The sequence below is a fragment of the Variovorax sp. P1_H12_2 genome (genome assembly GCF_056405335.1).
Genome location: NZ_JBFUCI010000229.1, coordinates 1 through 10,091 on the forward strand (window position 1 = coordinate 1; position 10,091 = coordinate 10,091).

General features: G+C 66.6%; 12 protein-coding genes. 8 read left to right on the top strand and 4 right to left on the bottom strand.

Annotation, left to right across the window (positions count from 1 at the left end; translation table 11 throughout):
- The 7 genes from AC1D2K_RS21125 to AC1D2K_RS21155 all read left to right on the top strand — a co-directional run.
- The coding region (locus AC1D2K_RS21125) for a response regulator (RefSeq protein WP_478090788.1) at positions 1-1,377 on the top strand (1,377 nt) is incomplete at its 5' end.
- Between the two features lie 166 nt (positions 1,378-1,543).
- A complete protein-coding gene (locus AC1D2K_RS21130; protein ID WP_478090789.1) occupies positions 1,544-1,900 on the top strand; it encodes an STAS domain-containing protein in 357 nt (118 codons plus the stop codon).
- On the top strand, positions 1,900-2,337 hold the full coding sequence (locus AC1D2K_RS21135) for an ATP-binding protein (RefSeq protein WP_478090790.1): 438 nt from the start codon (positions 1,900-1,902) through the stop codon (positions 2,335-2,337). The genes AC1D2K_RS21130 and AC1D2K_RS21135 overlap by 1 nt, the downstream gene beginning before the upstream one ends.
- Before the next feature lie 82 nt (positions 2,338-2,419).
- Positions 2,420-3,043: a hypothetical protein gene (locus AC1D2K_RS21140; RefSeq protein WP_478090791.1), complete on the top strand. Its 624-nt coding sequence runs from the start codon at positions 2,420-2,422 to the stop codon at positions 3,041-3,043.
- 58 nt (positions 3,044-3,101) lie between these two features.
- Positions 3,102-4,961, top strand: a complete 1,860-nt coding sequence (locus AC1D2K_RS21145) for an OmpA family protein (protein ID WP_478090792.1) — start codon at positions 3,102-3,104, stop codon at positions 4,959-4,961.
- 2 nt (positions 4,962-4,963) lie between these two features.
- Positions 4,964-5,458: a Rab family GTPase gene (locus tag AC1D2K_RS21150; protein ID WP_478090793.1), complete on the top strand. Its 495-nt coding sequence runs from the start codon at positions 4,964-4,966 to the stop codon at positions 5,456-5,458.
- 2 nt (positions 5,459-5,460) lie between these two features.
- Positions 5,461-6,675 (top strand): PP2C family protein-serine/threonine phosphatase, encoded by a 1,215-nt coding sequence (locus AC1D2K_RS21155; RefSeq protein WP_478090794.1) that lies wholly within the window; start codon positions 5,461-5,463, stop codon positions 6,673-6,675.
- On the opposite strand, the gene AC1D2K_RS21160 is transcribed toward AC1D2K_RS21155, so the two are convergent.
- Together AC1D2K_RS21160 and AC1D2K_RS21165 are read right to left on the bottom strand one after the other, a co-directional pair.
- Positions 6,659-8,059 (bottom strand): type II toxin-antitoxin system HipA family toxin, encoded by a 1,401-nt coding sequence (locus tag AC1D2K_RS21160; protein ID WP_478090795.1) that lies wholly within the window; start codon positions 8,057-8,059, stop codon positions 6,659-6,661. The genes AC1D2K_RS21155 and AC1D2K_RS21160 overlap by 17 nt on opposite strands.
- A gap of 31 nt (positions 8,060-8,090) precedes the next feature.
- On the bottom strand, positions 8,091-8,486 hold the full coding sequence (locus AC1D2K_RS21165) for a helix-turn-helix domain-containing protein (protein ID WP_478090796.1): 396 nt from the start codon (positions 8,484-8,486) through the stop codon (positions 8,091-8,093).
- Between the two features lie 123 nt (positions 8,487-8,609).
- Between AC1D2K_RS21165 and AC1D2K_RS21170 the strand changes: the two genes are divergently transcribed.
- The gene (locus AC1D2K_RS21170; RefSeq protein ID WP_478090797.1) at positions 8,610-9,302 is read left to right on the top strand and encodes a P-loop NTPase family protein; all 693 of its coding nucleotides are present in this window, start codon (positions 8,610-8,612) and stop codon (positions 9,300-9,302) included.
- Here AC1D2K_RS21170 and AC1D2K_RS21175 read toward each other — a convergent pair.
- Positions 9,272-9,796 (bottom strand): disulfide bond formation protein B, encoded by a 525-nt coding sequence (locus AC1D2K_RS21175; protein ID WP_478090798.1) that lies wholly within the window; start codon positions 9,794-9,796, stop codon positions 9,272-9,274. The genes AC1D2K_RS21170 and AC1D2K_RS21175 overlap by 31 nt on opposite strands.
- On the bottom strand, positions 9,793-10,091 hold a 299-nt coding region (locus tag AC1D2K_RS21180; RefSeq protein WP_478090799.1), incomplete at its 5' end, for a TOBE-like domain-containing protein. The genes AC1D2K_RS21175 and AC1D2K_RS21180, both read right to left, overlap by 4 nt.

The following is a 10,091-nucleotide window of genomic DNA, read 5'->3' on the forward strand; positions in this document are numbered from 1 at the left end:
GACTACTCGAAGATCGAGGCCGGGCGCATGGACATCGAGTCGCATCCGTTCGACCTGCGCGACTGCGTGGAGTCGGCGCTCGACCTGATCAGCACACGCGCGACCGAGAAGAAGCTCGACATCGCCTATGTGTTCGAGTGCGGCGTGCCGACAGGCGTGAGCGGCGACCTCACGCGGCTGCGGCAGATCCTGCTGAACCTGCTGAGCAACGCGGTGAAGTTCACCGAGACCGGCGAGGTGGTGTTGACGGTCAGCGCCAAGCCCCAGGCGGCCGAGCGGGTCTCCCTGACCTTTGCCGTGCGCGACACCGGCATCGGCCTGTCGCCGGAGGGCATGGGCCGGCTGTTCCAGTCGTTTTCGCAGGCCGACTCGAGCACCACCCGCAAGTACGGCGGCACCGGTCTCGGCCTGGCGATCAGCAAGCGGCTGGCCGAGTTGATGGGCGGGACCATGTGGGTCGAGAGCGAGGGCCCGAGCAAGGGTTCGTCCTTCTTCTTCACCATCGAAGCGTCGATCTCCGATGCGCCGCCGAGCAAGCGCCGCGTCGTCACCGGCGTGCAGGTCGAGCTGCGCGACAAGCGCCTGCTGATCGTCGACGACAACGCGACCAACCGGCGCGTGCTCGCGCTTCAGACCGGCCGGTGGGGCATGAATTCGCTCGACACCGAATCGCCGGCCGAGGCCTTGCGCTGGCTCGCGCAAGGCGAGCGCTTCGATCTCGCGATCCTCGACATGCACATGCCCGAGATGGACGGCATCGACCTGGCGCGCCGCATCCGCGCGAATCACGCCGCCCTGCCCCTGGTGCTCTTCAGCTCACTGGGCCGGCGCGAGGCCGGCGACGCCGAATCGCTGTTCAACGCCTACCTGTCGAAACCGATCCACCAGTCGCAACTGTTCGACACGCTGGTCAGCCTGCTCGCGCGCGAGTCTGTCGCCAAGCCTGCGGAGGGCGGCAGCGCCAAGCCGCAGATCGACCCGACGATGGGGGCGCGCCACCCCTTGCGGATCCTGCTGGCCGAGGACAACGTGGTGAATCAGAAGCTCGCGATGCGCCTGCTGCAGCAGATGGGCTACCGGGCCGACCTGGCCTCCAACGGCATCGAAGCCGTCGAGTCGGTGCAGCGCCAGACTTACGACGTGGTTCTGATGGACGTCCAGATGCCCGAACTCGACGGGCTCGACGCGACGCGGCAGATCTGCACGCTGCTCGAGGCCGATCGACGGCCGCGCATCGTGGCGATGACCGCCAACGCCATGCAGGGCGACCAGGAAATGTGCATCTCGGCCGGCATGGACGATTACCTGACCAAGCCGATCCGCGTCGATCGGCTGGTCGAAGCCTTGATCAATGTGCCTGCACGCGGGGACCGCTGACGGGGGCCATCCATTGGCCAGGGGATGGCGGGTTGTCGACGCGGTTGCAATTTGGGCGTAAGCTAGAAAAAGGTTCTACTTGTTGCTCGCAAACCGCTTTTGTTTTGTTTTACGAACAAGAAGAGGACCGATTCAGAACCCATCGATATCGCACTGCGGAGAGCGTATGGACCTGAGAAGCGAGCAACTGGCCGACGGCGTCGAAAAGATCAGTCTGGTCGGGCGCATGGACAGCATTGGCGGGCATGACATCAACGTGCGCTTGTCCGCGCTGGTGTCGACCCGAAAGCTTCTCGCCGTCGTCGATCTGTCCGAAGTGTCGTTCCTGGCATCCATCGGCATTCGCACCCTCGTCGTCAATGCGAGGGCCCAGTCGTTGCGCGGCGGCGTGATGGCCTTGGCCAGCCCGCAGCCCCTTGTGGCGGAGGTGCTCAAGATGGCAGGCATCGATACGATCATTCCGGTGTACCCCGACGTCGATACCGCCTGCAGCGCGCTGATGGCGGGAGCCGGGAGTCGCTGATGGCCTCCTCGGACGGGGAACCGCAGGCATCCCTCATCGTCGGTAGCGAGCTGCGCGAACTCTCGCGCGTCAGCGCCTGGGTGCACGACTGGGCCGAGGGCCAACGGCTTCCGGCACGGGTCGCACTGAACCTCGATCTTTGCTCGACCGAGGTGGTCACGAACATCATGACCCACGCCTGCACCAGTGGCGCTCAGAGCATCTTCCTGCGCCTGGGTTGGCAAGGCGAAGACGTGGCCCTGGAAGTCGAGGACGAGGGAAGCGAGTTCGATCCGCAAAAGGTCCCGGAACCCAGGCCACCCACCAGCATCCAGGACGCGCGAATCGGCGGCTGGGGCATCCCCATCGTGCGGCGCTTCTCCGATGGCGTGCGTTACCGCCATGCAGACGGCCGCAATTGCCTGACGCTCCTTTTCCGGGCGACCGCCCCACCCTGACCAGGCTCGACACCCCACATTCGCATCGCGGCGCCGATGTCCACGTCGGCACCCTTCAATTCACAACCGAGGAGATATGTCGATGGGAACTGCAGCCAAATCCATACCGAGCATCGATGCGCAAACCGCGCTGGCGGCCCAGGCGGTGCTCGCCAGCCAACCGAACGGCGCAGGCGAGACATCCGGGGTCGACAAGATGCGCGAGTTGCTGTTCGGCAACCAGATGCAGGATTACGACAAGCGCTTTTCCATTCTCGAGGAGCGCTTTCAGCAAAGGATGCGCGACCTGGAAGCGGAGTCGTCCCGCAGCCTGAGCAGCCTTGAAGGCACGATCAAGAAACAGCTGGAATCGGTGGCCGGCCAGTTCCGCGAGGAAAAGGACCTGCGTGCCGATGCCGACAAGGAGCTGGAGCGCAGCCTGCGGGATCACACCCAGGCGCTGGAAAAGCGCCTCGCCCAGGTTTCCGACCAGCTCGCACGCCAGGAGCGCGACTTCACGGATCGCCTGAGCCACGAGGTTCAGGCCTTGCGCGAAGAGATGCGCCGGCGCCAGGACGACCAGCGCGCCACCACCGAGCGGATGTTCGCCGAACTCAGCAACGTCAAGACCGATCGCAATCTGCTCGCCGGTCTGTTTGTCGAGATCGCCAAATGCCTGAATCAGGACGTATCGCCCAAGGGCGTCAACGCCGGCGAGCGCGGTTGAATCGCGCAGCAAGCGCACCAGGTCTGCTCGCGCGACGCGATGCCGGGGTGGGGGCGCGGTGAACGCGCGCCTGTCGCTGACCGCGACGCGCGCGCCCGGCAGCGCTTCCGAAGAGGAGACGAACAGGCGACTCGCCGGCCTTCTTCTGGAGTTGGCCCGGTGCGTCAATCCGGACGTGGCCGCGACGCTTCCGAGCCGCCTGGAGGCCGATCCGCGGATGGACGCGCTGCGCGGCGTGCTGATGGAACGCGAGCAGGTGGCGCTGGCGAGATTGCAGCAAAAGTTCGACGATCCGCGCGAGTTCGCCGATGCGGTGGGCGCCGTGCTCCCCGCCGCCTTCGTGCTGGCGACGCAGGACGAGCGCCTCGGCCACGCGATCGCGCCGACCGTCGAGCGTGCCACCCAGGCGTCCATTCAGAAGAACCCGGGCACCATGGTCGATATCCTGTATCCCGTCATGGGACCGGCGATTCGCAAGGCCATCGCCGAGACCCTCGAGGGCACGCTTCAATCGCTCAATCAGGCGCTCAAGCACAGCTTTTCCTGGCGCGGCCTCAAGTGGCGCATCGAGGCATGGCGCAGCGGGAGCACCTTCGCGGACGTGGTGCTCAAGCACACGGCCGTGTACCGGGTCGAACACCTCTTCCTGGTCCATCGCAAGACCGGCCTGCTGCTGGCGCATGTGGCCAGGGAGGACGCGACGACGCGCGATCCGCAACTGGTCTCGGCAATGCTCTCCGCGATCCAGGATTTCGTGCGCGATTCGTTCGACGAGGCAGGGAGCGGCGCCACGAGCGGCCGCAGCATCGACAGCCTGCGCCTGGGCGACTTGCTGCTGTGGTGCGAGGAAGGTCCGTCGGCCTTTCTCGCCGCCGTGATCCACGGCAGTCCGCCTGCGATGCTGCGTACCCGCCTGGGCGAGGCGCTGGCGGCCGTACACGCCGACTGGCGCACGCCGCTCGAAGCGTTCAACGGCGACGTCGACCCCTTCTCCGATGTGGGGCAACGGCTGCAGCCCTGCCTGATCTCCCAGGAAGCCGAGACGCGGAAGAAGCTGACCCCGCTGTTCTGGCTGGCCCTGCTGGCGCTGCTGCTGGCGCTGGGCTACTGGATGTCCCAACGGATCATCGAACGCCAGCGCGTCGACGCCTATGTCGCGGCGCTGCAGGACCAGCCCGGCATCGTCGTGACGGGCGCCGAGCGCCGCGACGGGAAGTGGCTGGTGTCCGGGCTGCGCGACCCGCTGGCGACGCAGCCGGAAGCGCTGCTGGGTCAGGCCCGCCTGGACCCGGCGCGCGTCGTCGGCCGCTGGGAACCCTACCAGGCGCTGCATCCGGCCATCATTCTGAAACGGCTGCAAGCGACCCTGAATCCGCCGCCGACCGTCAGCCTGTCACAGGACGCGAGCGGCATTCGGGCCACCGGCAGTGCGCCCCAACGCTGGATGGACAAGGCGCGGGCCTTCACATCGACTCTTCCTGCCGGCGCTCCGAAGGTCGATCTCAGCGCCCTCCAGGACGTGCAGGATCCGGACTACGTTCGGCTGCGCGACGCYATTCAGGCCCAGCTCATTCACTTCGATTTCAGCGTCCCTCGGCCCGCGGCGGACCAGGAAGGCAAGCTCGACGCCGTGGCCGCCGACATGCGCGAGCTGGTGCAGGTGGCGCGCACCCAGGGGTTCCCGGTGAAGGTGACGATCGTCGGCCACGCCGATGCGACCGGCAAGGACACGTCCAACCTGGCCCTCAGCGTGGGCCGCGCGGAGGTCGTGCGCTCCATGCTGCGGGCCCGCGGCGTGGATCCGACCTTGCTCGCCGTGCGTGGCGCCGGCCCGCTGGAGCCGCTGCGCCCCGGCGCCAGCGAGGATGAGCTGTCGATGAACCGGCGCGTGTCCTTCGGCGTCAGCACCGGCGACTGACCATGCTGCAAAAGAAGATCTGTCTGCTCGGCGCTTTCGGCGTAGGAAAGACCAGCCTGGTACGCCGCTTCGTCGACACCATCTTCTCGGATGCCTACCTCACCACGGTCGGGGTGAAGATCGACAAGAAGCTGCTGACCATCGGCACCGAGCAGGTGGCGCTGATCCTGTGGGACATCGCCGGCGAGGACGAGGTCTCGGCCGTCCGGGTGAGCTACCTGCGCGGCGCGGCCGGCTATCTCCTGGTGGTGGATGGCACGCGGCCCGAAACCCTGGACACCGCGGTGTCGATCCAGGCGCGGGTCGGCGCGGAGGTCGGCGACGTTCCCTTCGTCGCCCTGCTCAACAAGGCGGACCTCGAGGAGGATTGGACGCTCCCACCGGAACGGATCGAGCGCCTCGAGGCGGCAGGCTGGGCCTTTCGCCGCACCAGTGCCAAGACGGGCATGGGCGTCGAGGAGACCTTCCAGGAACTGGCGGCGCGCCTGGCGCGATAGCCATGCTCGACCTGCCGACGCGGATTTCCGACTCGCTGCTCCTGCTGCTCCATGCGCAGCGGGTTCTCGCGCATCTGGTCATCGATGGCTCGCAGAAGCTGACGCAGGCCGGCGGGCACCTGGCGCACTACGGCCTGGAGGGCCTCCAGGTCGGCGTCCTTGCCAGCGACCAGATCCCGTTCCTCGAAGGCCTGCTGCCGCTGGCGGAGACCCCCTTCCTCATCCGCTCCATGGAAATGCCCAGCGGGCGCGTGGCGGACGTCCATTTCTTCGCCGATGACAGCACCGTCTGGGTTCTTCTGCTCGACGTGACGGCGGAATACGAGGAGGCGCGGCTGGTGCAGCAGAAGGCCTATGACATGACCTTGCTCAGCCAGCGCGAGGCCAGGCTCATCGCGCAGCTCGAATCGGCCAATCAGGAACTGACGCGCGCCCACCGCGATCTCGCGGCCTCCCGCGAGGACCTGCAGCGTACCCACGACCGGTTGCAGCAGGAGCTGCGCGACGCCGAGCGCTACGTTCGCTCGATGCTGCCGGCGCCGCTGTCGCAGCCCTGGGTGATCGACTGGCGCTTCGTTCCGTCGACCGAACTGGGCGGCGACTCGTTCGGCTACCACTGGATCGACGAGGAGCATTTCGCGCTCTACCTGATCGACGTCTGCGGCCATGGCGTGGGCTCGGTGCTGCTGTCGGTGGCGGTCGCCGACACGCTGCGCTCGGAGGCCCTGCCGAGAACCGACTTCCGCAATCCCGGCGAGGTGCTCACCGCGCTCAACCAGGCCTACCAGATGGAGCGCTACGGCGAGCTGTTCTCCACGGTCTGGTACGGCGTCTACCACCGCGCCAGCGGACGCCTGCGCTACGCCTCTGCCGGCCATCCTCCGGCCATCCTGGTGAGCGGCCCCTGTGAAGCCGCCGGGGAGGGCCGGCCCCTGGAAGCATCGGGCCCCTGCATCGGCATCATGCCGGCGGCCAGCTACCAGGACGCGCAGTGCATCGTGCGATCGCCTGCGCGGCTTTTCGTCTTCAGCGACGGCGCCTACGAGATCAAGAGACCGGATGGCTCCATGCTGGAGTTCTCCGCATTCCTCGAGATTCTCACCCGGCCGGTCGACGACGGGCAGTCCGAGCTGGACCGCGTTCTGGACTGGGCGCGCGAGGTGCATGGCCCCGGCGTGCTCGAGGACGATTTCACCATCCTCAAGATGGTGCTCTGAGCCCGCCCGAGGTGTCGAACCAGGGCGCATCGGGATGGCGCTTGCGCCACGCCGCCGCGCTCGCATTGCTCTGGATGTGCTCGGCGAGCCGGGTGCGATGCGCAGCCGTCAAGGGCAGCGCCTTCAGCAGGCCGGGCCAGCTCGCCATGGCCTGGTCGACGCAACGGGTCACGACCTCGCTCAGCTGCTTCTCGGGAATGTCCCAGACGTTGCCGAGTTCGCGCAGGGTCCTGGGCGTCAGCAGCGTGCGCGGCGGCTGCTCGGGGAAGAACTTCAGGCCATGCCCCGAGCCCGCGAAGTACACGCCATAGGCGACGATGTCATAGGCCGGGGAAAGCTCGGGCCGGGCCTGGCCGCGCGGGTAGACGAGGCTGAAGTTCTTCAGATGCGCGTCGTAGTTGCCGAGCAATTCAGAGACCTTGATGCGGCGCAGGAGTTCGGCCACATCGGCCTCGCCACTGGCCGAGCGCCGCTTGAGCAGCAGCCCGATTGCCGCGTAGGTGCCCAGGTACTTGTATTCCGACGGCATGCCCGTGACCTGGGCGAAGTCCTCCATGTGCAGGCGCCGGGTCTGGGTCGGGACGTCGCGGTCGAAGCGGGACACCAGCAGGAAGTTCCGGCCGTCTTTCTGCAGCGCATACGGCAACTGGTCGGCGATCGATGACAAAGGTTCCAGCGCGAACTCGCAGGTGTTCACGCCCGCCGCCGCCGCCAGCGTCAGCGAGCTGTACTCCACTTCGGGCAGTTGGTCGTACTCGCCGGTCGGCAGCTTGCCGATGAAGTGCTTCTGGTCCGAGTGCTTCGAGCGCATCACGTAACGCCCCGGGCTTCCCAATATCAGCRCGACCTTGGGCTGGACACCCGAAATGGAGGTCTGCTGGGGTGTCGGCACCTGGCCCGAACTCATTTCGTAGCTGTCGCGGCCCTGGCCGATCAGCCGGCCCAGCGCGGGCTCATCGAGCGTTTCGGCATCGGCCCGGACGTCGCCGGGCAGGTCACCGCCGCAAGCCGCGAGCAAGCCGAGTTCATCGTTCACGTCCAGGCCCAGGTCGCCGATCAGCTGTTTGCGCAGAGGGCCTTCGGGCAGCAGATTCTGGAAGAAAGGCGGCAGACCGAACTGGCCGTCGCCCCGGTTGGCGTCCAGCGCCGGGTCGAGCAACTGGGCCACCGTGGCGGCCTCGGCCTCTGCGAGGGCCTGGGCCAGCCTTTCGGCGCTCCCCGAAGTGGCTGGCGCGACCACGTAGAGCTGCGACAGGACCGGCCGCGCGGGGTTCTTCGCATAGTCGTCGTCGAACCGGAAATACACCCGCCCGTCGTCGAGCCCGAACAGCGAGCCGACGTCCGTGGTGCCGAGCCGGATGCGCAAGGACCGCACGACGCTCATGCGAGTACCTTCGTGCTTCGCACTGCGGCGCTCATGACGCACCGCGCCGAGGCGGCTTCGGCATCAGGCCGCTCACCTCGTCCTGCAGGCCGGTGGATTTGGTGTCGGCGCCGAACCGGGTCAGGTCGGCCACTGCCTCCGGCACGAACTGCAACTCGAGTTGCAGGCACTTGAGCAGCGCCAGCAAGGTGTTCAGCTCGACGTTGCCGCGCCCCGCTTCGAGGGCGCCCAGGGTGTTTCGGGAAATGCCGGCCTTCAGGGCCAGTTCCGAAGCGGTCATGGCGCGATCCTTGCGCGCCTGGCGCAGGAAGGTCCCAATGGCGGCGAGGGTCGTCATGCGCAACATGCTATGCATATTAATCGAATGCAAAACATATTGTGCAAACCTGGATATCAAGCCAAGTTCTTTGCCTATTTTGATGAACATATCTTCAAACCGCTCAACTTATTGGGCGATTCACCAACTTTCGGGAGGCGGCTCACGCGTCGCCTCGCTCCACTCGACCCCTAGAATGATTTTCAGTTTTCATCCCACTCTGGCAGGAACCACATGAGCTCCATCAACTTCATTGGCGGCGAAAAGGGCGGGGTCGGCAAGTCGGTCACGGCGCGGGTACTGGCGCAGCACTTCATCGACCACAGCCGGCCCTTCGTGGGCTTCGATACCGATCGATCGCACAGTTCCTTCACCCGTTTCTACGAGGGATTCGCCTCGCCGGTGGTGGTGGACAGCTTCGAGGGGCTCGACACGGTGGTGAACGGCTTCGAAACCAACCCGCAGCAGAGCGTGATCGTCGACCTCGCGGCCCAGACGCTGGCACCGCTGTCGCGCTGGATCAAGGAGTCCGACCTGTTCGACGTCTTCGCCGACTTGGGCGTGGCCGTCAATTTCTGGCACGTGCTCGACGACGGCAAGGATTCGAGCGACCTGCTGGGCACGCTGATCGACACCTTCGGCAACCGCCCGAACTACATCGTGGTGCAGAACTATGGGCGCGGCAGCGACTTCGGCCTGCTGCTCGGCTCACAGTCGCTCGGCAAGGCGACCGCGAACGGCGCCCGCGTCATCGCCCTGCCCCGGCTGCACGACGCCAGCATGCGCAAGATCGATGCGCGCAACAGCAGTTTCTGGAAAGCCGTCAACGACCGTGACGGGCCGCACGCACTGGGGCTGCTCGAGCGCCAGCGCGTGAAGACCTGGCTGGCGACCGCCTACGCCGCCTTTGACACGCTTGCGCTCTGAGTCCCGCGACGCAACAGCAGGATCAGCAGCAGCACCGCGAAGCCGGTGAACGCGATGAAGGACCAGTTCGCGATCGACAGGCCGAGGAAGGTCCAGTCGACCTGCGAGCAGTCGCCGGCGCCGCGGAAGATCATCGGCAGCGCGCGCTGCAGCGGGAAGGTCTCGATCATTCCGTAGATGTCGCGGCCGCAGGACACCACCTCAGGCGGATGCCACTGCAGCCAGCTCTGGCGCGCGGCCGTGTAGGCGCCACCGACGGCCATGACCAGGCCCAGCAGCATGCCCACGACCTGCAGGCCCCTGCGGCTGCTGGCCGACGCCAGGCCGGCAAAGACTGCCACCAGCACCAGCGCATAGCGCTGCACGATGCACATCGGGCACGGCTCGAGGCCGACCACATGCTGCAGGTACATGCCGAAGGCGAGCATCGCCACGCAGGCGATGCAGATCAATGCCAGGGCGCGACGCGGCGCACCAAAATACCAGTCGATCACGGTGAAACCCAATCTTCTACGAACACGCGGGCCTTGCGCGGCGTGGCGACGACCTTGTCGCCCTCGTGCAGGCCGAGGTCCCGGAACTGTTGCGCAGGGAGTTGCGCTTCGATGATGGCTCCGGACCCTGGATTGTCTGGATTCGATTCGACCGGTTCTAGTTCCAGGCGCGCGATCGGTCCGACCACAATCGCCCGGCTCAAGGTCGCAACGATGCCGCTGGCTCCCGGCGCATAGCGTTCGACGCTGAGGTCGTGCGGCCGCACGTAGGCCAGCGCCTTGCCGTCGCGCAGCC

Bases quoted from the DNA above. Each gene is read 5' to 3' on its own strand.
- AC1D2K_RS21130 (WP_478090789.1), top strand. From the start codon at position 1,544: ATGGACCTGAGAAGCGAGCAACTGGCCGACGGCGTCGAAAAGATCAGT.
- AC1D2K_RS21135 (WP_478090790.1), top strand. From the start codon at position 1,900: ATGGCCTCCTCGGACGGGGAACCGCAGGCATCCCTCATCGTCGGTAGC.
- AC1D2K_RS21140 (WP_478090791.1), top strand. From the start codon at position 2,420: ATGGGAACTGCAGCCAAATCCATACCGAGCATCGATGCGCAAACCGCG.
- AC1D2K_RS21150 (WP_478090793.1), top strand. From the start codon at position 4,964: ATGCTGCAAAAGAAGATCTGTCTGCTCGGCGCTTTCGGCGTAGGAAAG.
- AC1D2K_RS21155 (WP_478090794.1), top strand. From the start codon at position 5,461: ATGCTCGACCTGCCGACGCGGATTTCCGACTCGCTGCTCCTGCTGCTC.
- AC1D2K_RS21165 (WP_478090796.1), bottom strand. From the start codon at position 8,486: ATGTTCATCAAAATAGGCAAAGAACTTGGCTTGATATCCAGGTTTGCA.
- AC1D2K_RS21170 (WP_478090797.1), top strand. From the start codon at position 8,610: ATGAGCTCCATCAACTTCATTGGCGGCGAAAAGGGCGGGGTCGGCAAG.